Below are 22552 nucleotides of genomic sequence, written 5' to 3' on the forward strand. Positions count from 1 at the left end.
CCTTCGTGTCGTCGTGTCGCGGTGTCACCGGGAAGCCGTCCAGTCGTAGAAGCGGGTGGCCATGGCGTCGGCGGGCGAGCGCCAGGTCTTCGGGTCGTAGGCGGTGATGAAGGGCTTCAGGTCGTCGCTGACCTTCACGAAGGAGGGGTCCGTCTTGGCCTCCTCGATCAGCTCGCCGCCGTTCTCGACGTCGAAGTCCTGGAGGTGGAAGTAGAGGCCCCGGTACGCGAACAGCTGGCGGCGGCGGGTGCCCATGCGGTGCGGCATGTCGGTGGCGTCGAACTCCGCGAAGAGCTGGCCGACTTCGGCGGTCGACGCGAGGTCCATACGGGCCACGATCAGGGTGCTGTGCATCTCTTCCTCTTTTCCGTGCGTCAAGGGGTGGCTCGGGGGCTGAACAGCCGGACGAAGTCGGTCACGCCGTCCGTGATGAGCGCGTCGACCTCGAAGTCCGGGAGCTTCAGGGCGCCGTGGAAGGAGCGCTGGACGACGCCCTGCGCCACCAGCTGGATGAACCGGTCGGCGGCGTGGTCGGCGTCGGCGATGTCGAGCAGTCCAACATCGGCCAGCCGCCGCAGTCGGCGGGCCAGTTCGCGCCGGGCCTGCCGGGGGCCGGCGGTCTGCCACATCTCCAGCACCCCGGCGGGCAGCCGGTCGAGTTCGGCGCCGATGTGCCGGACGATGGCGAAGTGCTCCGGGAAGCTCGTCAGCGGCGTCAGCCACGCGCGGCCGAGGGCGGCGAGGTCATGCTCCAGGTCGACGACGTCGACCAGGTGCTCCTCGGCGATGACGGTCAGCGAGGCGGCGACGGCGGCGGCGCTCTCCAGCAGGACGGAGAGCAGCAGCTGCTCCTTGTCCTTGAAGTAGTGCGTGACCGTCTCCGGGGCGACGTCCGCCTCGTCCGCGACGGTCTCCACGGTGGCGTGGGTCCAGCCTTCGCGGGCGAAGACGTCCCGGGCCGTCCGCACGATGTGGCGGCGCTGCTCGGCGGGGCCGGCTTGCGGGGGGCGGGTGGCGGTTGCTTCCGGCGTGGCCATGGGGTTGCTCCTCCAGGGGGGCGGTTGGGACCGGTTGCGGGGTGCGGGGCTCCGGCTCAGAGCGCGCGGGGTCGGCCGAACCAGCGCTCCAGGGCCATGGGGAGGTCGTGGTGGCTGCCGGGCGCGGCCCAGGCGACGTAGCCGTCGGGGCGGACGAGGACGGCGGTGGTGCCGCGCAGTCCGCTGTCGGCGGAGACCTCGCCCGGTTCGGCGGTGACGATGTCGACCCGGTCCGACCAGCCGGCGGCGCGGGCCCGGAGCCGGGGGTTGTCCGTCAGGTCGAGGAGCAGACCGCGGGCGGAGTGCAGCAGCCGGGTGCTGCTGGTGGTGCGGTCCCCGGTGGTCAGGGCCAGGTGGGGCATCCGCTTGCCGAGCAGGGGGTGGTCGCCGGTGCCGACGTCGTACGTGATCTCCAGGCCGCTCACCATGGCGGCGAGGTGCCGGGACACGTCCTCGTAGCGGATGAGCTCGTTGAGGACGTCGCGCAGCGGCTGCACCTCGGGACCGCTGAGGAAGAGCAGGCCCTGGGCGCGGGTGTTCATGAGGAGGCGCTTGCCGACGGCGTGGCGCTCGCTGTGGTAGGTGTCGAGCAGCTCGGGGGAGGCCGTGCCCCTGACGGTGGCGGCGAGCTTCCAGCCGAGGTTCACGGCGTCCTGGATGCTGGTGTTCATGCCCTGCCCGCCGGCGGGCAGGTGGATGTGGGCGGAGTCGCCCGCGAGCAGCACCCGGCCGCGGCGGTACTCGGTGACCTGGCGGGTCGCGTCGCCGAAGGAGCTGACCCACACCGGTTCGGCGTGCGAGATGTCCTGGCCGGTCAGCCGCTTCCAGGCGTCGGCGACCTCGTCGAAGGAGGGCGGGGCGTCCCGCCGCTGGGGCGGGGTGCCGCGCTCGCAGACGATGATGCGGGTGATGCCGCCGGGCAGCGGGCCGACCATGACCATGCCGCCGGGCAGGGTCTCCCCGATCATGCGGGGTTCGAGTTCGATGCCCTTGAGGTCGGCGAGGAACATCTCCATCGTCGACGGCGTGCCGGGGAAGTCGAAGCCGGCCGCCTTGCGGACGGTGCTGCGGCCGCCGTCGCAGCCCACCAGGTAGTCGGCGCGCAGGGTCTGGACGCCGTCCGGACCGCGGACCTCGACCTCGACGCCGTCGTCGCCGTCCGTGAGGGACAGCAGCTCGTGGCTGCGGCGTATGTCGGCACCGAGGCTGACGGCCCACTGCTCCAGGTGGGTCTCGGTCACGGACTGCGGCACGGTCTTGGCGGCCTGCCAGGCGCCCTCCAGGACCCCGAAGTCGACGGGCAGGCCGCCGAAGTGGCCCTGCCGGCTGGTCTCGATCTCGCCGAACCGGGGCAGGATGCCCCGCTGGTCGAAGACCTCCATGGTGCGGGCGGTGAATCCCAGGCCCCGGGACTCGCCGGTGCGCTCCGCGAGCCGCTCCAGGACGATGACGTCGACTCCCGCGAGGCGCAGTTCGGCGGCGAGCGTCAGCCCGGCCGGACCAGCGCCCACGACAATCACCGCAGCGTCGGCGTCCATGTACCTCTCCTCGGCCATCTCAAGGGTTCCTTCGGTGGGAGTTCCGGTGCGCGGGAGATCCCGTGTGCCGGAGTGACGTGTGCTCAGAGCAGAGCAGCGGAAGCTGATGACAATCCTGTCCGCCGGGAAAGGTGAATTCAACCGGCCCATGTTCATGCCTCTGTGAGTTTTCGTCATGTCTTTCCGCCCGGCACAGAACCCGGTGCGGCGAATGTCAGAGGAATGCAAGAAGTGCTCCCGCGACCGCCCTTCGGGGTGCCGGAGCGCCAGGTCCGGGGGGCTCGGCACGGAACGCCGAACACCTTCCCGCTCTCCCCTCCCTTCACCGACAGGAAACCTTTCGGAGGATGTCAGAAGCCGTACAGAATTGGCTTTCCGCTCTTGCCGCCGTCCGCGCGGCGGAATTAGCGTCGCCACCGATTCCAGCGACCACGAGGGGGATGCGGTGCATCACGGGACGATCCTTACGACCGGGGCCACGGCCGCCTGCGCGGGCACCGACTGCCGCCTCCGGGAGGCGGCGGGCCGGACCCGCCGGCCGCCGGTGGCGGGGAGCAGGCTGTGCCCGTCCTGCCGCGGACGGCTGGGCCGGGAGCTGCGGGATCTGTCGGAGCTGTACGAGGAGTGCGGTCGCCGCCTCGGCGGGGACGCAGGCCGCACCGGTGAGCAGGTCCGGGGCGGCACGGTGCCGGAGGTCCCGCTCGACGTCCGGGCCGTGGAGACGCGCACCCTGATCCTCCAGGTCCTGAGCCGCTGGGCCTGCCGGGTCGCCGAGGAGCGCGAACTGGCGGCCCCGCGGCGCGCGATCGCCCCGCTCGTCGGCTTCCTGGTCCGGCACGCGGCCTGGCTCGCGGCGCACGAGGCGGCCGGGGAGGTGTCCGAGGAGGTGGCGCGGACGGCGCGCGGCGCCCGGCGGGCGGTCGTCCCGCCGCCGGGCCAGCGGGTCTCCATCGGCGCGTGCGTGGAGCAGGGTTGCGGGGGCGGACTGACGGCGGTCGTGTGGCCGGAGCGGCCCGAGCAGCCGGCCGAGATCCGCTGCGACGCGCATCCCTCCCACCGCTGGCTGGGACACCGCTGGCTCCAGCTCAGCCGGCGGCACGGCGCGACGCGGCACCGCGCCCCGGCGGCACCGCGCGCGCGGACCCGGGGCGACCGCCCGGCCGGAGGCGACGGCGGCGGGCACGCCCCGGCCGCCGAACCGTCCCGCTGGGTGGCTCCCGCCGACGTGGCCCGGCTCTGGGGCGTGCCGATGGGCAGCGTCTACCGCCACGCCAGCACCGACAAGTGGCGCCGGCGCAACGAGGGGGGCCGCGCGTACTACCACGCCACGGACGTCCACGAGACGCTGGCCCGCCGAGCGACGGCCGAGGCGGCGCGCTGAACCCCCGGCCCCGCCCCAGGGGGAAGGCCGAGCCCTGAGGGCTCGGCCTTCCCCCTGGGGCGGGGTCTCTTCCGGTCCGCGCGGCAGCGGTCTGCTGGGGCCTGGCGTTGCCTGCCGGGGGTTTGCTGCCGCCTGGTGGGGCCTGTTGCCGCCCGCCGGGGGCCGTTGCCGTCGACCGGAGGGCCCGTTGCCGGCCGCCGAGGGGCCGTTGCCGTCGGCTGGGGGGCTGTTGCCACCCGCCGGGGGCCTGTTGCCGCCCGCCGGGGGGCCGCTGCCGTCGACCGGAGGGCCCGTTGCCGGCCGCCGAGGGACCGCTGCCGTCGGCTGAGCGTCCGCCGCCACCCACCGGGGGCCCGTTGCCGCCTGCCGGGGGCCGCTGCCATCGACCGGAGGGCCCGTTGCCGTCGGCTGGGGAGCTGTTGCCACCCATCGGGGGCCCGTTGCCGCCCGCCGGGGGCCTCCGGAGATCTGCTGAGGGCCGGTGGGTACGCACCCACCGGCCCTCGTGCCCACCGGGCTTCCTGCACGACGCGCTTCGCGCGCACCGGACCAGGCGCTCCGCCGGCCCTCGCGCCCGCGAGCTTCGCACCTCCGGCCCGGACGTCCGCCGGGCTTCGTACTCCGACGGATGCCGTGTCCTCCGCCCGCGCGCCTACGGGCTCCGGCAGTCGCCGGCCGTCGTGTCCGGCCGCCGTCCGCCCACCGGGCCCGGCGCTCGCCGGGCTTCGTACCCACCTTGCGGGAACGCGCGGCCGGCGGGCTTCGGCGCGGGGGTCGTCCGGTGCTCGTCAGGCCTTGATGTCGCAGATGCCGGCGCCGGAGGTGACCGACGCGCCGACCTCGGCGTTGAGGCCGGTGACGGTGCCGGACTTGTGGGCGTTGAGGGGCTGTTCCATCTTCATGGCTTCCAGGACGACGATCAGGTCGCCCTCCTGGACCTCCTGGCCCTCCTCGACCGCGACCTTCACGATCGTGCCCTGCATCGGCGAGGCCAGGGTGTCGCCCGACGCGGCCGGGCCGGACTTCTTCGCCGCCCGGCGCTTCGGCTTCGCGCCGGCGGCCAGACCCGTGCGGGCCAGGGTCATGCCCAGGCTCGACGGCAGGGACACCTCCAGGCGCTTCCCGCCGACCTCGACCACGATCGTCTCGCGGCCCGCCTCGTCGTCCTCCGCCTCCGCGCCGGCCGGGGCGAACGGCTTGATCTCGTTGACGAACTCCGTCTCGATCCACCGGGTGTGGACCCGGAACGGGTCCGCGGTGAACGCCGGGTCGACGACGACCGCCTGGTGGAACGGGATGGCCGTCGCCATGCCCTCGACCCTGAACTCGGCCAGCGCACGCGCGGCACGCTGGAGCGCCTGCTCACGCGTCGCACCCGTCACGATCAGCTTCGCGAGCAGCGAGTCCCACGCCGGGCCGATCACGCTGCCGGACTCCACACCCGCGTCCAGGCGGACGCCCGGACCGGTCGGCGGCTGGAAGAGGGTGACCGTGCCGGGGGCCGGGAGGAAGTTGCGGCCCGGGTCCTCGCCGTTGATGCGGAACTCGAAGGAGTGACCGCGCATGGCCGGGTCGCCGTACCCGAGCTCCTCACCGTCCGCGATCCGGAACATCTCCCGGACCAGGTCGATGCCCGTGACCTCCTCGGTCACCGGGTGCTCCACCTGCAGACGCGTGTTCACCTCCAGGAAGGAGATCGTGCCGTCCATGCCGACGAGGAACTCGACCGTGCCGGCGCCGACATAGCCGGCCTCCTTCAGGATCGCCTTCGACGCCGCGTACAGCTGCGCGTTCTGCTCCTCCGTCAGGAACGGCGCCGGGGCCTCCTCGACGAGCTTCTGGTGCCGGCGCTGGAGCGAGCAGTCACGCGTGGAGACCACGACCACGTTGCCGTGCTGGTCGGCCAGGCACTGCGTCTCCACGTGACGCGGCTTGTCCAGGTACCGCTCGACGAAGCACTCGCCCCGCCCGAACGCGGCGACGGCCTCGCGGACGGCGGAGTCGTACAGCTCCGGGACCTCTTCGAGGGTGCGGGCGACCTTCAGACCACGCCCGCCGCCGCCGAACGCCGCCTTGATCGCGATCGGCAGACCGTGCTCCTCGGCGAACGCGACGACCTCGTCCGCACCCGACACCGGGTCCGGGGTGCCCGCCACCAGCGGGGCACCGGCACGCTGGGCGATGTGCCGGGCCGCGACCTTGTCACCGAGGTCGCGGATGGCCTGCGGCGGCGGGCCGATCCACGTCAGACCGGCGTCGATCACGGCCTGGGCGAACTCCGCGTTCTCCGAGAGGAAGCCGTAACCGGGGTGGATCGCGTCCGCCCCCGAGTCCTTCGCGGCCTGCAGGACCTTGCCCATGTCCAGGTAGCTGGTCGCCGGGGTGTCACCGCCCAGGGCGAACGCCTCGTCAGCCGCACGGACGTGCAGAGCGTCCCGGTCCGGCTCCGCGTAGACGGCTACGCTGGCGATCCCGGCATCCCGGCAGGCACGGGCGACACGAACAGCGATTTCGCCACGGTTGGCGATGAGCACCTTGCGCACGACGATTCACTTCTCCTGATGTCCGGGTACGGAATACATGACTTCCTCCACCTTGACCAGCGATCCTTCAGGGATCAACCTCCGCCAGTACAGGGTTCGGTGAAATGCGAGGTCCCCTCGAGGAGAATTCACAGATTTCCGAGGCGGAACCCGACTCCCCTGACAGTGAGGATCCACCGGCTGGAGCCGAGTTTGTTGCGCAGACTGCTGACGTGGGTGTCGATGGTGCGTCCGGGGCGCGACCAGGAATCCTCCCATACCTGGGTCATCAGCTGTTTCCGGGAGACGACGTGATCGGGCTGGGAGGCGAGCAGGTGCAGCAGGTCGAATTCCTTGCGCGTCACGTCGACCGGCTCCCCGTGGAGCCGGACCTCGCGGGTTCCCGCGTCGATGCGCAGCGGACCCCGGATGATGACCTGGGCGAGCGCCGGCTGCATGCGGACCCGGCGCATCACCGCCTCGATCCGCGCCATCAGTTCGCGGAACCCGTACGGCTTGACCATGTAGTCGTCCGCGCCCGCCTGAAGGCCGAGGACCCGGTCCAGTTCGGTGTCCCGGGCGGTGACCGCGATGACCGGGGTGTCCGCGTCGGCGCGGACGCCCCGGCAGACCTCCAGGCCGTCCAGGTCCGGCAGGTCGAGGTCGAGCAGGATGAGGTCGGAGTTCCGGTACTCCCGGAGGGCCGCGCTCCCGGTGGCCACGCTCTGCGCCCGGTACCCGTGCCGGCGCAGGCCCTGCACCAGGGAGTCGGCGGCGCGCGTCTCGCTCTCCACGACGAGCACCCGCAGGGCTTCCTTGCCCTGGGCGGACGGCGCTGTCGGCGCGGACGGCACTGTCGGCGCGTGCGGAGCGGAAGCGTCCCGCCCCTCTCCGTGTTCTCGCGGTACGCGTGCCTCGAGTAGGTCTGTGGACTGCCTCTTCATCTGCCGCTCCTGCACATCCGCGCATTGGCGCATCCCCGTTGTTCCTTCGATGGGGAGATTACAAACCGCCGATCCGGTTTGTCAAAGACCTGACCAGCCCCCGACGGAGCGCCGACTCCGCCGCACCGACCGCAAGGAGGGGTGCAAAGTGGCAGTTTGGGAGACCATGTCCACTTCTTGTCTCGCAACCCGCTCCCGCAAGGGGACGGTCTGACGGTATACAAACCACGCAGTTGGTTTGGTATATTCCCCGGTACAGTCACCGCCGCCCCGCGCGGTGCCCTCCGGGAGCCACGAGTGAGCAAACAAGAACGGGCCGCCCGCACCCGCTACGCACTGATTCGCTCTGCGGCCGAACTGTTCGAGCAACGTGGGTACGCGCAGGCACGCCTGGCCGAGATCAGCGCCGGCGCCGGAGTCAGCTCCGGAGCACTGCACTTCCACTTCGAGAACAAGGCGGCGGTGGCCCAGGCCGTCGAGAACGAGGCGTCCCGGTCCCTGCGCCGCGCCGCGCGCGCGGCGCAGGAGCGGAACGCCGACGCGCTGCAGACGCTGACGGACACCTCGCACGCCCTGGCGCGCCTGTTGCAGCAGGACGTGGTGGTACGGGCCGGCTACCGGCTCAACTGCGACGCCGCCGGGCGCCCGGAGCTGAACCTGCGCCAGGAGTGGCAGAGCTGCGTGCAGTCGCTCCTCTCCCAGGCCGCCGACGAGGGCGCGCTCGCCGACGGGGTGTCGCACCGCGAGGTGGCCACCGTCGTGGTCGCGGCGACCACCGGGCTGGAGGTCCTGGCCGGGGACGAGGCCGAATGGCTGTCGCGCGCCTCGCTGACCGTGCTGTGGCGGCTGCTGCTGCCCCGCATCGCCACCCCGTCCGCGCTCCGGGCGGTGGACCCCCGCGGCCGGGACTCCGTCACCGTGGCGCTCGAAGGGGCGGTCCTGCGGACGCCCGTGCCGCTGCCGACGCAGACACCTCCGCGGAGCCCCGCGGAACCCTGAGCGACCCCGCACCACCCTCCGCCCCCGAGTCCCGAGCTCTCGGACCCTCGGACCCGGTCGTCGAGAACCCGGCGTCACCGGACCGTTCACGGTCCGGTGACGCCGGGTTCTCGACGACCGGGTGCGGCCCGACACCCGCCCCGGCGCCCGACGCTGTCCGACGCCCCGCATCGCTCCGTCCCGGACGTCCGCGTCACCCCGTGCCAGACGCCCCGCATCCCTCCGCCCCGGTCACCCGCGTCACCCCGTCCCGGGCCGCCCCCGCGGGCACTCGGTCGACACCCCCTCCCCCAGCCACCCACCCCTCCCCCGCCCCGGCCCCCTCACTCTTCCTTGACAAACAGTCCATCCGGTTTGTTATTTTCTTCGTAAGCGCCGGAGGGGAGGGTCCGCCCGTCCCCGCGACGGCGGACAAGTCCGGTGGCCCGCCCACCGGCCTAGAGCACGGGGGCTCATGGTGGAGACGGGTTCTCCTTCCGAACACGCGGGCATCGGCCTGCTGGAAGCATTCGTGGGGCGCGGCTTCGCCGCGGCCCTCCAGGACGGGCTGCGGCGCTCCGCCCCGGCCTACGCGCACGGGGTCGCCCACACGGCGGCGGACCGGACGGCGTCCCGGACCCGCGGGGCGGTTCCCGCCCCGCGCCGGGCCGACGACGGACCGGCGGACGGGGTGCTGCGCCCCACCGAGGCCGTCGCCGTCCTGCGCCGGTTCGACGAGCGGCTGCACGCCGTGCTCGGTCTCGTCCCCTCCCCGGACTCCGAGGACGACGCGGTGCGGGCCGTCCTGAACGTCTACGCCCGGCGCGTCCTGGAGGACGCCCAGACCATCGCCACCGGTGACGCGCCCCGGATCGTGCCCCACGGTCCGGCCGTCCCCGCCCTGGCTCCCGCCCTCGCCTCCGCGGCCGGCGCCCTGTTGACCGAGTGCGCCCTGCGCCACGTCCTGGCGAGCACTCCGGCCGCCCACGCCGTCTCCCGCGCGACCGCCCTGGTCAAACCGCTGAGCCAGGCGATCCGCGAGCACCACGCGGCGGCCTCGCCGTCCGGACCGGGCGGCGGGACCGGTGACCCGCTCGCCGCGGAGGGTGCCCTCTGGCACGAACGGCGCCGCCTCGCCCGCGAGTTGCACGACGAGCTCGGCACCCGGCTGACGGAGGCCCTGCGCCTGCTGGAACTGTGCGCGCAGCGCACCGAGGACCGCCACGGCCACCTCGACGCCGCCGCGGCCTCGTTGCGCGCGGCGGTCGGCCAGGCCGGCGACCTCATCACGGGGCTGCGCAACGACACCGCGCTCCCCACCCTGCGCCAGGCGGTCGAGGAACTCGCCGGCCGGGCGGCGCCCGACGCGCCGCCCGTGACCGTCGTCTGCACCGGCGACGAGCGCCTGATGCCCACCGCCTGGCGGCGCGAACTGCTGCTCGCCGTGAGGGAGTGCCTGCGCAACGGCCTCGCCCACGCCGAGGCCGACCGGATCACGGTCACCAGCCGCGTCACCCGCCGCTGGTGCCACGTCCGGGTCAAGGACGACGGCATCGGCTTCCTGCCCGACCTCGACGGCCCCGGCGCGCGCGGCCACGGCCTGCGGTCGGTCAAGGACCGCGTCGAGCACATCGGCGGCCGGCTCTCGATCGAGAGCGTGGTCGGCGAGGGCACCACCGTCGACATCCACGTGCCGCTGCGCCCGCGTCCCTGAGCCGCTCCCACCCCGGCACCTGCCGCACCGGAACCCTCCGTACCGGCACCCTCCGCACCGGAACCCTCACACGGGGAGACCGATACCGTACCGGTCGAGCGGTTTCCGCGATCGGCCGGAGGGCCGGTCCCGGGGCCGGCCGCACCGCCACCACAACTAACCGACCGTCCGACGCCCCCGGGACCGCCACCGCCGACCGGCCGTCCGACACCCCGGCACCCCCGCCCGATCAGGCGGGGGTGCCCCTCCCTGCGTACCCCGCGGCCGGATCCCGGCCGCCGACCCGCGGGCGGTCGCCGCACCGGCGCCCAGGCACCCGCCCAGCCCAGCCCAGCCCCGACAGCGTCTCCTCACACCCTCTTTCTCTTTCACCGATACGGGAGAACCGAAGTGGCCCTGCACGCAGAGACCGCGACATGCCCTTTCGCCCTCGACCCGCAAGGACGTGACATACACGCCGAGACGGCGGCCATCCGGAGCCGGGGAGGATCCGCCGTGCGGATCGAACTCCCCGGCGGGGTCCCGGCCTGGTCGGTCCCCGGCCATGACACCGGCAGACGCCTGCTCGCCGACCCCCGTCTCTCCAAGGACCCCGAGCGGCACTGGCCCGCCTGGATCAGCGGCGAGGTGTCCGCGGACTGGTCCCTGTCGATGTGGGTGTCGATCCGCAGCATGTTCACCGCGCACGGCGCCGAACACGCCCGGCTGCGCGGCCTCGTCGCCTCCTCCTTCACCGCCCGCCGGACCGAGGCCATGCGCCCCGCCGTCGAGAACGCCACCGCCGAACTGCTCGACCGGCTGGCGGCGCTCCCGCCCGGGCAGCCCTTCGACCTGCGCGCCGAGTTCGCCGTCCCGCTGCCGGCCCGGATCATCTGCGAGCTGTTCGGCGTGCCCGCGGAGACGCGGGGCGAGCTGTGCGCGCTCTTCGACCGCCTCTTCGAGACGTCGACGGACATCGAGGAGGTACGGCACTGCGCCGGTGTGCTGTACGGGCTGCTGACCGACCTGGTGGCGGCGAAGCGCCGCGCGCCCGGCGACGACCTCACCAGCGGGCTCGTCCGCGCCTGGCAGGCCGAGGGCCGCTGCGACGAGCAGGAGCTCCTGGACACCCTCGTCCATCTGCTGTCGGCGGGCTACGAGACGTCCGTGAACCTCATCGACCACGCCGTGCACGCCCTGCTGACCCATCCCGACCAGCTCGCGCTGGTCCGCGCGGGCGGAGCCTCGTGGGAGGACGCGGTCGAGGAGACGCTGCGATGGCAGCCGCCCGCCGCCCACCTCCTGCTCCGTTACGCGGTGGAGGACGTCGACCTCGGCGACGTCGTGATACCACGGGGCGACGCGGTGGTGATCTCCGTGGCCGGCGCCGGGCGGGACCCCGGGACGCACGGCCCCGACGCGGACGCCTTCGACGTCACCCGGCCGACCCGGCGCACCCACCTCTCCTTCGGGCACGGCGCGCACCACTGCCTGGGCGCGCCACTGGCCCGGATGGAGGCCGTCATCGCCCTGTCGGCGCTCTTCGAGCGGTTCCCGCACCTCGCGCTCGCCTTGCCCGGCACGGAGTTGCGGCCCCTGGCCTCGTTCATCTCCAACGGCCACCGGGAGCTGCCCCTGGTGACCGGCGGGGCCCGCCGGGGCCCCGCCGGCGCGTCACGCCCCGGAGACCGGCCCTGACCCGAAGGCCGGGGAGCGCACGCCCTCGATGACGCAGCTGAACGTCGTCCGGCCCCGCTGGACGCCGACGACCTCGACGGCCCGCGCCCCCCGCCGCCGGGTGGGCACCTCGCGGGCCTCGATCCAGCAGGGGGCGTCGAACTCGACGTACTGCCGGGCCGTGACGGCGGTGGAGACCGGGCAGAACGCCGGGTCCCCCACGAAGGCGTAGGCCGCCTGGTGCGCGGCCTCGGCGAGGACGAGGCCCGGCACGTGGTCGACGGCGTGGTCGAAGAGCGCCGGGTTCCCGGTGTCGCCCCGCAGCAGCCAGCGGCCGGGGCGGCCGGCCGGGGCGAGGGCGACCTCCGACTCCGTCCGCCGCCCCACCAGCGCGGGCGGCTCCGGGGCGGGGGCGGGGACGGGCCGGGCCGCCGCGTAGGCGCCGCGCAGCCTGCGGTAGACGTCCTTCGACACCCAGCCGAAGCGCGAGGAGCTGGTGAGGAAGACCCCGCCGGCGTGCCGGACGGTGATCCCTATGTCGAGGGTGCGGCGGCCGGAGCGGACGCACACGGCAGTCGCGGTCATCGGCCCGGGGGCGCGGCCCGCCGTGGGGCGGTGCGGGTGGGTCTCGTACCGCATCGAGTCCATCAGGAACTCGTGGGAGCGGGTGATGCCCAGTCCGGCGTGGGCGACCAGGAGGCCCGTCTGACGGATCGTCTGCGCGACGAGCATCTCGGAGTGGGCGGCGCCCGGGGCGGCGTCGAAGAAGCAGTGGTCCCCCGACCAGTCCAGGTCGAAGGAGAACTCGGTCTCGCTGCGGCGCCACCAGCGGGTGACGAGGACGTCCCGCTCGTCCACGCGGTGCGTGAACGAGGGCGTCGGGGCCGGCAGGAGCACCCCCGCGGACGGCGGCGCGCAGGTGGCGGCAGGGCGCGACGGGACGGCTGGGCGGGTGGTCTCGGTGTCGCGCGACATGACGTCGATCATGGTTCCCCCGTGTTCGGATCGGTGGCCGGAAAGGTTCCGGTCACCCCCTCGTTCGGTAAGATACGGACGAGCCGGTTTTCTTTTCAACCCCGGCCAGTACATAGGTTGGTCAAACAACAGATGGCAAGGAGGCCATGCGGTGGCACGACAACCACGCGCTATCCGAACGCGCAACGCGGTACTGACGGCTGCTGCGGAGGTGTTCGCCCGCCGTGGTTACGAGGCGGCGAACATCGCCGAGATCCTCACCCAGGCGCAGGTGACCAAGGGCGCCCTGTACTTCCACTTCGCCTCCAAGGAGGAACTCGCCCGCGGGGTCCTGGAGCACGCGGTGACCGGCACGGTCGACCACCCGGTGAAGGTGCAGGCGCTGGTGGACACGGGACTGCTCCTGTCGCGCCGCCTGCCCAACGAGCCGATCCTGCGGGGCGCCGCCCGGCTGGCGGCCGACCAGGGGGCGGGCGCCTTCTTCGGCGGCCCCTGGCCCATGTGGACGGACCTCACCGCCCGGCAGCTCGCCGAGGCGAAGGAGGCGGGCGAGATCTACGAATCCGTCGACCCCATGGGGACGGCGGAGGTGCTGGTGGGCGCGTTCACCGGCATGCAGCTGATGGCCCTGGCCTCCGGCACCGAGCAGGAACTCGTCCGTCTGACCTCGAAGTTGTACGAGCTGATCCTGCCGGGCATCACGATGCCGGCCGTCCTCCAGCGCGTCGACACCTCTCCGGCCCGCTCCGACGCGCTGCTCGAACAGGCGCGCGCGCAGAACGCGGCCGAGCCGGCTCCGGAAGAGGCCGCCGAGTCCGCGTGACGGGGCCGCGTTCCCCGGGAGCGCCCCAGGAGGCGGGAGCGCTTCCGCGCCCACGGCGCGGGAGGCCCGCCCCGTGGGCGCGGTGTCCGCCGCGCGCGGGTCAGGGCAGCAGCACGACCTTGCCGGTCGTGCGGCGCTCCCGCAGGTCGGTGTGGGCCGCGCGGGCCTCGGCGAGGGGGTACGCGATGCCGGTCACCGGACGGAGCCGGCCCTGGAGCGCGAGGGCGAAGAGCTCCTCCAGGGGTTCGTGAAGGGCCCCCGGGCGGGCCAGGGTGGGCCGCAGCCAGAAGCCGACCACGGCCGCGTTGAGCCGGCCGAGCCGCTCCGGGTCGAGCGCGGCGAAGGCGGTGCGGGAGGCGTTGCCGTAGGTGACGAGCCGTCCGAAGTCGGCGAGGGAGCCGAGCGCCTGGTCGAAGAGCGCGCCGCCGGCGGCGTCCAGGATGACGTCCGCGCGCAGCGGCAGCGGATAGCGGGCGGCCTCGTCGGCGCCCAGTTCCAGCGCGAGCCGTTCCTTCTCCGGCGTGGACGCCTGCGCGAGGACGCGGCCCGCGCCGAACTCCCGGGCCAGCTGGACCGCGAGGCTGCCCACGCCGCCCGCGGCGGAGTGGACCACGACGCTCTCGCCGGGCACGAGCCGGGCCGCGGAGCGCAGCAGGTGCCAGGCGGTGAGCCCCTGGGTGAACAGGGCGAGGGCCTGTGCCGCGTCCAGCTCCTCGGGGACCTCGACCAGGGCCGCCTCCCGGGCGACGACCTGTTCCGCGTAACCGTGGGCGACCTTGGCGAGGACCCGGCGGCCGTCGCCGGTGCGGCCGACCACCTCGCTGCCCGGCACGTGCGGCAGCAGGTCGGCGGAGAGGTAGGACCCGTCCGTCTGGAAGGTGTCGGCGAAGTTGACGCCGGCCGCCTCCACGGTGATCAGGGTCTCGCCCGGCCCGGGCACGGGGGCGGGGAGGTCGACGGGCGTGAGGACTTCGGGACCGCCGAAACGGTCGAACCGTATCGCGAGCATGATCCGGAACGTTACCCGACGGTCCGCCGTCCCTGCGGTGCGGTCCCAAAAGGAGCGGCGGCCATGAGGCCGGTGACGCGCCGGACGCCTCAGCGGAGCGCGGGGATGACCTCGGATCCGTACGCGTCGATGGTGCCCTCGCGGTCGTCGTGCATGGCGTAGACGGCGAACTGGTCGACGCCGAGGTCCTTGAGGCGGCGGAGCTTGTCGACGTGGGCCTCGGCGGGACCGAGGAGGCAGAAGCGGTCCACGATCTCGTCGGGGACGAAGGCGGTGTCGGGGTTGCCGGCGCGGCCGTGGTGGGAGTAGTCGTAGCCGTGCCGGTCCTTGATGTACGCCGTCAGCTCCTCCGGCACCATCGAGGAGTGCTCGCCGTACCTGGCGATTAGGTCGGCCACGTGGTTGCCGACCATGCCGCCGAACCAGCGGCACTGGTCCCGGGCGTGCGCCAGGTCGTCGCCCACGTAGGCGGGGGCGGCGACGCAGATGGTGAGGGCGTCGGGGTCCCGGCCGGCCTCCATCGCCGCCCGGCGGACGGCCTTGACCATCCACTCGGTGAGGAAGGGGTCGGCGAGCTGGAGGATGAACCCGTCGGCCTTCCGCCCGGCCAGCGCGAGGGCCTTGGGGCCGTAGGCGGCCATCCACACGGGCAGCTTGCCGTTCTTGACCCAGGGGATCCGGATCGGGTTGCCGTCGACCTCGGCCTCGCGGCCCTCCGCGAGGTCGCGGATGACGTCGATGGCCTCGCCGAGACGGGCCAGGGTGTTGGGCCTGCGGCCGGCGACGCGCATCGCGGAGTCGCCCCGGCCGATGCCGCAGACCGTGCGGTTGCCGAACATGTCGTTGAGGGTGGCGAAGGTGGAGGCCGTCACCTCCCACGTGCGGGTCCCCGGGTTGGTCACCATCGGGCCGACGTGGAGCTTGGTGGTGTGTTCGAGGATCTGGCTGTAGATGACGAAGGGTTCCTGCCACAGCACGGCGGAGTCGAAGGTCCAGCCGTAGCGGAAGCCGTTGCGCTCCGCCCGCCGCATCAGGCCGACGACCTGCGAGGCGGGCGGGTCGGTCTGGAGCACGAGTCCGAAGTCCAAGGCGGGGCCTCCTAGTTCAGGTACTGACAGGTGGAGCGGGGGACGAAGACGCCGTGGCCGGCGCGGCCGACGTACGTGCGCTGGTCGACGACGAGTTCGCCGCGCGAGAGGACGGTCTCGACCCGGCCGGTCACCGTCCTCCCCTCGTACGCCGAGTAGTCGACGTTCATGTGGTGGGTCTCGGCCGACAGGACCTGGGTGGCGTGCGGGTCGTAGATGACGACGTCGGCGTCCGCGCCGGGCGCGATGGTGCCCTTCTGCGGGTAGAGGCCGAACATGCGGGCCGGGGTGGCGCAGGCGATCTCGATCCAGCGGCGCCGCGAGATGTGGCCGTCGACCACCGCCTGGTGGAGGAGGTCCATGCGGTTCTCCACCCCGGGCAGGCCGTTGGGGATCTTCGAGAAGTCCCCGCGTCCCAGCTCCTTCTGCCCCGTGAAGCAGAACGGGCAGTGGTCCGTGGACACCACCTGGAGGTCGTTCGTCCGCAGCCCCCGCCACAGCGCCGCCTGGTGCTCCTTCGGCCGCAGCGGCGTCGAGCACACGTACTTGGCGCCCTCGAAGTCCGGCTCCGCCAGGTTGTCCGTCGACAGGAACAGGTACTGCGGGCAGGTCTCGCCGAAGACCGGCAGGCCCTTGTCCCGCGCCGCCGCCAGCTCCGCCACCGCCTCCTCGGCGGACACGTGCACCACGTACAGCGGACTGCCCGCGACCCGGGCGAGCTGGATCGCCCGGTGGGTGGCCTCCGCCTCCAGCAGGGCCTTGCGGACCTCCCCGTGGTAGCGGGGGTCCGTCTCGCCCCGGGCCAGGGCCTGTTCGACGAGGACGTCGATCGCGATGCCGTTCTCCGCGTGCATCATGATCAGCCCGCCGGTGTCGGCGGCGACCTGCATGGCGCGCAGGATCTGCCCGTCGTCCGAGTAGAAGACCCCCGGATACGCCATGAAGAGCTTGAAGGAGGTCACGCCCTCCTGGACGAGCAGCGGCATCTCCCGGAGGGTGGCCGGGGTGACGTCCGACATGATCATGTGGAAGGCGTAGTCGATCGCGCAGTTGCCGTCCGCCTTGGCGTACCAGGTGTCCAGGCCCTCGCGGAGGGGGTGGCCGACGGACTGGACGGCGAAGTCGACGAGGGTGGTGGTGCCGCCCCAGGCGGCGGCACGGGTGCCGGTCTCGAAGGTGTCGGAGGCGGAGGTGCCGCCGAAGGGCAGCTCCATGTGGGTGTGGACGTCGACGCCGCCGGGGATGACGTAGCGGCCGGTGGCGTCCAGGGTGCGGTCGGCGGTCCAGCGGGCCGCCGCGTCGGAGCCGTGGGCGGCGAGGGCGGCGATGCGGCCGTCCTCGATCAGGACGTCGGCGTGGAGTTCGTCGGAGGCGGTGACGACGAGGCCGCCCCGGACGAGGGTTCGGGTGCTCACGGGACTTCTCTCCTGCCGACTAGAGGGAGCGGAGGGCCTGTTCGAGGATCGCGGCGCCTTCTTCGGCCTCGGCGACGGTCAGCGAGAGGGGCGGGGCGACGCGCAGCGCGCTGGTGTCGTGGCCGCCTCCCTTGCCGATGAGGAGGCCGTGCTCGCGGGCCGACTCCAGGACGGCGGAGGCGGCTTCGGGGGCGGCGCGGCCGGTGGCGGGGTCGGCGAGCTCGATGCCGATCATGAGGCCGCGGCCGCGGACCTCGCGGACGAGGCCGACCCCGGCCGCGGCGGCGCGGATCCGCTCGATGAGGAGGCCGCCGACGCGCCGGGCGTTGCCCTGGAGGTCGTGGTCGAGGAGGTACGTGAGGTTGGCGAGGCCCGCGGCCATGGTGACGGGCGAACCGCCGAAGGTGGAGATGGAGTTGGCGTCGAGGCAGTTCATGATCTCGGCGCGGGCGACGACGCCGCCGATCGACATGCCGTTGCCGATGCCCTTGGCGAAGGTGAGCATGTCCGGCGGCCCGGCCTGGGCGTGCGCCTGCCAGCCCCAGAAGTGGTCGCCGGTGCGGCCCCAGCCGGTCTGCACCTCGTCGGAGATCCAGAGGACGCCGTGCCGGTCGAGGACCTTGCGGAAGGCGGCGTAGAGGCCGTCCGGCGGGGAGGTGAAGCCGCCGACGCCCTGGACGGGTTCGGCGAGGAGGGCGGCGGTGCGGTGGGTGTGGCCGAGGAGGTCCTCCAGGTCGGCGACGGCGGCCTCGGTGAACCGCTCGTCGGTGAGCCCGGCGAAGGGGCCGCGGGTGCGGACCGCGCCGTGCAGGTAGAGGGTCTGGAGCGGGGAGAGGCCGGTGGGCGACCAGGCGCTGTTGCCGGTGACGCCCACGGTGGAGAAGGAGCGGCCGTGGTAGCTGTTGCGCATCGCCAGGACCTGGTTCGAGCCGCGGTACGCGGTGGCGAGGAGCAGGGCCGTGTCGTTGGCCTCGGTGCCCGAGGTGGTGAAGAAGACGCGGGCGTCGGGGATGCCGGAGAGGGTGGCGATCCGTTCGGCGAGCTCCACCATCGGCCGGTTGAGGTAGAGGGTGGAGGAGTGGACGATCCGGCCGGCCTGTTCGGCGATCGCCTTGGTGACCTCGGGCAGGGCGTGGGCGGTCATGGTGGTGAGGATGCCGCCGAAGAAGTCGAGGTAGCGGCGGCCGTCGGCGTCCCACACGTGGCGGCCCTCGCCGTGGGTGATCTCGATCGGCCGGTCGTAGTAGAGCGCCAGCCAGTCGGGGAGGACGGCGCGGTGGCGGGCGTGCAGGCTGTTCACGGCGTCACCAGTCCGTCGTACGCGTCGGGGCGGCGGTCGCGGTAGAAGGCCCACTGCTGCCGGACCTCCTCGATGAGGCCGAAGTCGAGGTCGCGGACGACGAGTTCCTCCTCCTTGTCGGAGGCGACGTCGCCGACGAAGCGGCCGCGCGGGTCGACGAAGTAGCTGGTGCCGTAGAAGTCGTTGTCGCCGTACTCCTCGACGCCGACGCGGTTGATGGCGGCGACGAAGTACTCGTTGGCGACGGCGGCGGCGGGCTGCTCCAGCTGCCAGAGGTAGGAGGAGAGGCCGCGGTGGGTGGCCGAGGGGTTGTAGACCAGCTGGGCGCCGTTGAGGCCGAGTTGGCGCCAGCCCTCGGGGAAGTGGCGGTCGTAGCAGATGTAGACGCCGACCTTGCCGACGGCGGTGTCGAAGACCGGCCAGCCGGCGTTCCCCGGGCGGAAGTAGTACTTCTCCCAGAACCCCTTCACCTGCGGGATGTGGTGCTTGCGGTACTTGCCGAGGTAGCTGCCGTCGGCGTCGATGACGGCCGCGGTGTTGTAGTAGAAGCCCTCGGACTCGACCTCGAAGACGGGGACGACGATCACCATGCCGGTCTCGCGGGCGAGCTCCCGCATCCGCGTGACGGTGGGGCCGTCCGGCACGGGCTCGGCCCAGCGGTAGTGCTCGGGCTCCTGGACCTGGCAGAAGTAGGGGGCGTTGAACACCTCCTGGAAGCCGATCACCCGGGCGCCCTGCCGGGCGGCCTCGCGGGCGTGCTCCTCGTGCTTGGCGATCATGGATTCGGTGTCGCCGGTCCAGGTCGCCTGGACGAGGGCGGCGCGTACGACGGTCATGAGCAGCTCCTTCGGCGCGGCGTCAAAGAGCCTCTACGCCCGTAGACACGGTGCGTAGGAGGAGAACGTAAGCCCCGTCACACCCCGGAGCAAGAGCGCCGCCCGGAAGCAGTGCGGTCGATCATGTTTCATACCGGACCGGTCCACACCGGACACGTACCGACACGTACCGACCGCTGCCCGTACGTACGGTTCCGCCCTCAGGCCCCGAGGACGCCGCCGACCCTCAGCGCGTGCCGCAGGGCGCGGTCGTCGGCGGGCGAGAGGGCGCGGGCCGCCGCGCCGAGCCGGGGCATCAGCAGCGCCGGGTCCACGGCGGCGAGCCGGGCCGCCTCCTCGGGGGTGCGGACCCGGAGGAAGGCGGTGAGCAGCGCGTGCGCCTCGTGGTCGTGGTGCTCCGCGACCAGCGCGGCGACGGCTCCGGCCAGCTCCTCGACGGGCCGGGCCAGCCCCTGGCGGAGCAGCTGCTCGCAGTCGTCGGCGCGGCCCGCGTCGGCGAGCGCCCCGGCGACGGCGGCGAGCCGCGCGGGCGGCAGCGAGGCGGCCTCCCAGAGCAGGATGGCCCAGTCCGCGCCGAGCCCGGCGCGGTGGAGCTCCCCGGCGAGCGCGGGCAGCCGCCCGACCGGCCCGGCGAGTGCCTCGAAGAGCAGGGCGTGCGCCTCGCCGGTACGCCCCTGGGCCCGCAGCCGCTGGATCGCGTAGACGGCGTTGGCGGCGGCGCGGGCGGCCTCCTCCTCGGCCCCCGCAAAAGCGGCGGCGGACGCAGGCGCAGAAGCGGACGCGGTGGCGGTGGCGGGCGGTGCGGCCGGGCCGGTGCGCGGGCCGGGCTTGAGCCGGAAGCGGGCGCCGCGCGGCTCCGCACCGGCGGCCGGCGGCGCGGGCGCGTCGGGGACGGGCCGGGGCTCGGGGCCTCCGGAGGCGTCGTCGGCCCAGGCGTACCGGGCGCCCCGGGGACGCCGCCGCTCCGGCGCGGGAGCGGCGGGGGCGAGAGCGGGGGCGGGGACGGGTTCTTCGGCCCCGGGGGCGGCGCCCAGGTCGGCCCGCCCGAGCCGTCCGAGCCGTTCGCCGAGGTCGGCGATCCGGGCCGTGGCGCGGGCGAGGTCGTCCCGGGTCCAGGCGAGGTCGTGCTCCAGCCGGGCCGCTTCACCGGGGTCGGGGGTGCCGGGCCGCCGGCCGAGTTCGCGGAGTCGGGTCTCGGCGTGTCGGCGCTCGCGTTCCATGAGCTCACGGCGGGCCGCCAGGGCGTCGGCGCCGCCGGGTCTGCGGTCGTGGGCGAGGGCCGCGGCCTCGTACAGTCCCCGCCCCGGCTCCGGCGCCTCGCCCGCGTCCCGGAGGAGGGACTCCACGACGTCCCAGGGCAGCAGTTCGGTGCCGTCGAGGCAGGCGCGCAGCCCGTCCGGGTCCCGTTCGGCGAAGACGGCCCACCAGCCGCCCGACGCCTCGGCGCGGGCGGCGAGTCCGCCCAGCCAGTGGGTGAAGTCCGCCATCTCTGTGGGAATGTGAGTGACCGTCATGCGTACGCACCTGCCCCGCGGTAGAAGGGGACCTTCCGGTCCGCCGCAGGGCATTGCACCGCACGCGTGTTACGGGACGGCTACGGACCGTTTTCCTTTCCGTGCCCCGGGGACCACATCCGTGCGGTACCGGGCGGTCACAGGGTGACGACGATCCCGGCGTGCGGGCGCTTCCCCCGGCGGACGATCGCGGCCGGGAGGTCGACGAGCCAGAACTGGTAGGTGTACTTGCGGGCGAGCATCTTCCGGATGCGGCCCAGCTCGTCCGGCGTGGCGAGCCGGGCGGTGCCGGAAAGGCGGGCGGCGCCCCCGGGGACGTTGCCCCGCACGTCGCAGACGGCCAGTTCGACCTTCGGGTCGTTGCGGAGCCGCTTGACCTTCCAGGAGTCGGCGCGGGTCCACACGTACACGTGCCCGTCCTCGACGGCGTACCAGACGGGGGTGGAGACGCCGGTCCCGTCCTTCCGGTGGGTGGTGAGGCTGATGTAGCGGCCGCGCCGCAGCTCTTCGGTCGTCCTGTCGGTCGTCATGGCCGACGAGCCTACGCGGGGGTGGGGTTGCGGGCGTGGGTCAGCGTCTCCCAGGCGACGAAGAGGTCGTCGGTGCCGCCGGGCCGCTGGCTCGCGGCGAGCTTCTCGGTCTGCGGCAGCCGCATGCCCAGGCGGCCTTCGAGGTGGTTGAGGGCGACCTCGACGTCGGGGCCCATGGTGCGCTCGACCTTGCCGCCGCACAGCCAGCGCGGGACGGTGGCCCCCAGCTGGTAGCGGGCGTGGAACTCCAGGGCGGCGGCGATCCGCGGGGCCTCCTCGCGGTAGAGGTCGACGCCCTGGTGCCAGGCGGTCTCGGCGATGTGGGCGGTGGCGGCGAGCGAGTAGCCGATGTGCATGAAGTTGCGGCAGGTCTCCTGGCCGAGGCCGTCGCGGTAGGTGCGCTGGCCGAACCAGTACGTCGCCAGTTCGTCGGCGGTGTCGATGGTGCCGCCGGGCGGCGGCTTGGGCAGGACGCCGTCGGAGGCGAGGTAGAAGTAGGCGGGCACGCGGGCGCGGTAGCGGCGCACGGACTGCTCGAACAGCCCCCGGTCCTCCAGGAAGACGGCCATGCCGATGGCCGCGTCGGTCATCGCCAGTTCCCAGTTGCCGTTGTGGTCGGGGACGCGGGCGGTGACGGCGGGCAGGTACGCCTTGCGCAGCATCCACTTGAAGCGCTGCACGGAAGCGCCGTCCCAGGCGGGGTAGCCGGCGTGCACGATGTCGGCGGCGCGCGCCCAGGAGGAGCCGGACCAGGCGGTCTGGAGGTCGGCGTCGTCGCGGGTGTGCTCCTTGACGGTCCGCGCCCAGGCGTCCATGATCTCGACGGCCTTCGCGGCGTGCGCCTTCTTCCCGGTGACCGACCACATGAGGGCGTGGGTGTACGCGGCGAGGGCGTCCTCGCGTTCGGCGACGCACGCCTCGGTGCCGGCGTTGGAGGCGCAGGCGACGGTCTCGGCCGGGTGGGGGACGTAGTCGGGGGAGGCGTAGTCGGAGGCGCTCATCGCCCGGTAGGCGGAGGCCCAGGGCTCCTCGCCGGCCGCGACGTGCCGCCGGACGGCGTCGAGCTGGGCGCCGCCGACGAGGACGCCGGGGTGGCGGAAGCGCTCCGGGGCGGCGCCGGCCTGCGGGACCCGCGCGCCGTCCCCGGTGTCCCCTCCGCCGCAGGCCGCCGCGGAGAGCAGCAGCAGCGGGACGAGGGCGGCGGCGAGCGCGCGGCGGTGGAGGCGGCGGCGCGGACGGGGGCGGGCCGGGTGGGCCGGACGGCCCGGGTGGAGCGGACGGGGCGGGCGGGT

19 protein-coding genes are annotated in these 22552 nt (G+C 73.6%); 5 read left to right on the top strand and 14 right to left on the bottom strand.

Features of this window, described 5'->3' with window-relative positions:
• Nucleotides 1-24 precede the first annotated feature (24 nt).
• Genes IE326_RS01230 through IE326_RS01240 form a run of 3 tightly spaced genes read right to left on the bottom strand, consistent with a single transcriptional unit; the run spans nucleotide 25 to nucleotide 2593 of the window.
• Entirely contained in the window at nucleotides 25-354 is a 330-nt protein-coding gene (locus IE326_RS01230; protein WP_190040569.1) for a TcmI family type II polyketide cyclase, read from the bottom strand.
• Between the two features lie 20 nt (nucleotides 355-374).
• Nucleotides 375-1037, bottom strand: coding sequence for a TetR/AcrR family transcriptional regulator (locus IE326_RS01235; protein WP_190040570.1), 663 nt, complete (start codon nucleotides 1035-1037; stop codon nucleotides 375-377).
• Between the two features lie 56 nt (nucleotides 1038-1093).
• Nucleotides 1094-2593, bottom strand: coding sequence for an FAD-dependent monooxygenase (locus IE326_RS01240; protein WP_229915158.1), 1500 nt, complete (start codon nucleotides 2591-2593; stop codon nucleotides 1094-1096).
• A gap of 427 nt (nucleotides 2594-3020) precedes the next feature.
• On the opposite strand from IE326_RS01240, the gene IE326_RS01245 reads away from it, so the two are divergent.
• Nucleotides 3021-3956: a hypothetical protein gene (locus IE326_RS01245; RefSeq protein WP_190042292.1), complete on the top strand. Its 936-nt coding sequence runs from the start codon at nucleotides 3021-3023 to the stop codon at nucleotides 3954-3956.
• Between the two features lie 788 nt (nucleotides 3957-4744).
• On the opposite strand, the gene IE326_RS01250 is transcribed toward IE326_RS01245, so the two are convergent.
• Both IE326_RS01250 and IE326_RS01255 read right to left on the bottom strand, forming a co-directional pair.
• Nucleotides 4745-6499, bottom strand: coding sequence for an acetyl/propionyl/methylcrotonyl-CoA carboxylase subunit alpha (locus tag IE326_RS01250; RefSeq protein WP_190040571.1), 1755 nt, complete (start codon nucleotides 6497-6499; stop codon nucleotides 4745-4747).
• Between the two features lie 128 nt (nucleotides 6500-6627).
• Nucleotides 6628-7422 carry a response regulator transcription factor gene (locus IE326_RS01255; RefSeq protein ID WP_150236266.1) on the bottom strand — a complete coding sequence of 265 codons (795 nt, stop codon included), beginning with the start codon at nucleotides 7420-7422 and terminating at the stop codon, nucleotides 6628-6630.
• 297 nt (nucleotides 7423-7719) lie between these two features.
• Here IE326_RS01255 and IE326_RS01260 point away from each other — a divergent pair, with 297 nt between their 5' ends.
• From IE326_RS01260 to IE326_RS01270, 3 genes are all read left to right on the top strand, one after another.
• Nucleotides 7720-8421, top strand: coding sequence for a ScbR family autoregulator-binding transcription factor (locus IE326_RS01260; RefSeq protein WP_150235364.1), 702 nt, complete (start codon nucleotides 7720-7722; stop codon nucleotides 8419-8421).
• 454 nt (nucleotides 8422-8875) lie between these two features.
• A complete protein-coding gene (locus IE326_RS01265; protein ID WP_190040572.1) occupies nucleotides 8876-10114 on the top strand; it encodes a sensor histidine kinase in 1239 nt (412 codons plus the stop codon).
• A gap of 495 nt (nucleotides 10115-10609) precedes the next feature.
• Entirely contained in the window at nucleotides 10610-11791 is a 1182-nt protein-coding gene (locus tag IE326_RS01270) for a cytochrome P450 family protein (protein WP_229915159.1), read from the top strand.
• Here IE326_RS01270 and IE326_RS01275 read toward each other — a convergent pair.
• Nucleotides 11768-12745, bottom strand: a complete 978-nt coding sequence (locus IE326_RS01275; RefSeq protein WP_190040573.1) for a ScbA/BarX family gamma-butyrolactone biosynthesis protein — start codon at nucleotides 12743-12745, stop codon at nucleotides 11768-11770. The genes IE326_RS01270 and IE326_RS01275 overlap by 24 nt on opposite strands.
• A gap of 151 nt (nucleotides 12746-12896) precedes the next feature.
• Here IE326_RS01275 and IE326_RS01280 point away from each other — a divergent pair, with 151 nt between their 5' ends.
• Complete coding sequence (locus IE326_RS01280; RefSeq protein WP_150235370.1) at nucleotides 12897-13568, top strand: ScbR family autoregulator-binding transcription factor; 672 nt, start codon at nucleotides 12897-12899, stop codon at nucleotides 13566-13568.
• A gap of 100 nt (nucleotides 13569-13668) precedes the next feature.
• Here IE326_RS01280 and IE326_RS01285 read toward each other — a convergent pair whose 3' ends face one another.
• From IE326_RS01285 to IE326_RS01320, 8 genes are all read right to left on the bottom strand, one after another.
• Nucleotides 13669-14577, bottom strand: a complete 909-nt coding sequence (locus IE326_RS01285) for a quinone oxidoreductase family protein (RefSeq protein WP_190040574.1) — start codon at nucleotides 14575-14577, stop codon at nucleotides 13669-13671.
• Nucleotides 14578-14666: 89 nt separating this feature from the next.
• Nucleotides 14667-15665, bottom strand: coding sequence for a TIGR03842 family LLM class F420-dependent oxidoreductase (locus IE326_RS01290; RefSeq protein ID WP_190040575.1), 999 nt, complete (start codon nucleotides 15663-15665; stop codon nucleotides 14667-14669).
• 11 nt (nucleotides 15666-15676) lie between these two features.
• Complete coding sequence (gene hydA / locus IE326_RS01295) at nucleotides 15677-17080, bottom strand: dihydropyrimidinase (protein WP_150235376.1); 1404 nt, start codon at nucleotides 17078-17080, stop codon at nucleotides 15677-15679.
• A gap of 19 nt (nucleotides 17081-17099) precedes the next feature.
• Nucleotides 17100-18380: an aspartate aminotransferase family protein gene (locus IE326_RS01300; RefSeq protein WP_150235378.1), complete on the bottom strand. Its 1281-nt coding sequence runs from the start codon at nucleotides 18378-18380 to the stop codon at nucleotides 17100-17102.
• A complete protein-coding gene (locus IE326_RS01305; RefSeq protein ID WP_150235380.1) occupies nucleotides 18377-19216 on the bottom strand; it encodes a nitrilase-related carbon-nitrogen hydrolase in 840 nt (279 codons plus the stop codon). The genes IE326_RS01300 and IE326_RS01305 overlap by 4 nt, the downstream gene beginning before the upstream one ends.
• 200 nt (nucleotides 19217-19416) lie before the next feature.
• On the bottom strand, nucleotides 19417-20730 hold the full coding sequence (locus IE326_RS01310) for a UL36 very large tegument protein (protein WP_190040576.1): 1314 nt from the start codon (nucleotides 20728-20730) through the stop codon (nucleotides 19417-19419).
• A gap of 137 nt (nucleotides 20731-20867) precedes the next feature.
• A complete protein-coding gene (locus IE326_RS01315; protein ID WP_190040577.1) occupies nucleotides 20868-21260 on the bottom strand; it encodes a PPOX class F420-dependent oxidoreductase in 393 nt (130 codons plus the stop codon).
• Nucleotides 21261-21271: 11 nt separating this feature from the next.
• Nucleotides 21272-22447 (bottom strand): alginate lyase family protein, encoded by a 1176-nt coding sequence (locus IE326_RS01320; RefSeq protein WP_190042122.1) that lies wholly within the window; start codon nucleotides 22445-22447, stop codon nucleotides 21272-21274.
• Nucleotides 22448-22552 lie beyond the last annotated feature (105 nt).

The sequence above is a fragment of the Streptomyces filamentosus genome (assembly GCF_014654895.1).
Classification (GTDB): Bacteria; Actinomycetota; Actinomycetes; order Streptomycetales; family Streptomycetaceae; genus Streptomyces; species Streptomyces filamentosus.

What these genes read in the sequence shown, in the direction of transcription:
- IE326_RS01230 (WP_190040569.1), bottom strand. Translation starts at nt 354, where the DNA reads ATGCACAGCACCCTGATCGTGGCCCGTATGGACCTCGCGTCGACCGCC.
- IE326_RS01235 (WP_190040570.1), bottom strand. Translation starts at nt 1,037, where the DNA reads ATGGCCACGCCGGAAGCAACCGCCACCCGCCCCCCGCAAGCCGGCCCC.
- IE326_RS01240 (WP_229915158.1), bottom strand. Translation starts at nt 2,593, where the DNA reads ATGGCCGAGGAGAGGTACATGGACGCCGACGCTGCGGTGATTGTCGTG.
- IE326_RS01255 (WP_150236266.1), bottom strand. Translation starts at nt 7,422, where the DNA reads ATGAAGAGGCAGTCCACAGACCTACTCGAGGCACGCGTACCGCGAGAA.
- IE326_RS01265 (WP_190040572.1), top strand. Translation starts at nt 8,876, where the DNA reads ATGGTGGAGACGGGTTCTCCTTCCGAACACGCGGGCATCGGCCTGCTG.
- IE326_RS01275 (WP_190040573.1), bottom strand. Translation starts at nt 12,745, where the DNA reads ATGTCGCGCGACACCGAGACCACCCGCCCAGCCGTCCCGTCGCGCCCT.
- IE326_RS01285 (WP_190040574.1), bottom strand. Translation starts at nt 14,577, where the DNA reads ATGCTCGCGATACGGTTCGACCGTTTCGGCGGTCCCGAAGTCCTCACG.
- IE326_RS01305 (WP_150235380.1), bottom strand. Translation starts at nt 19,216, where the DNA reads ATGACCGTCGTACGCGCCGCCCTCGTCCAGGCGACCTGGACCGGCGAC.
- IE326_RS01310 (WP_190040576.1), bottom strand. Translation starts at nt 20,730, where the DNA reads ATGACGGTCACTCACATTCCCACAGAGATGGCGGACTTCACCCACTGG.
- IE326_RS01315 (WP_190040577.1), bottom strand. Translation starts at nt 21,260, where the DNA reads ATGACGACCGACAGGACGACCGAAGAGCTGCGGCGCGGCCGCTACATC.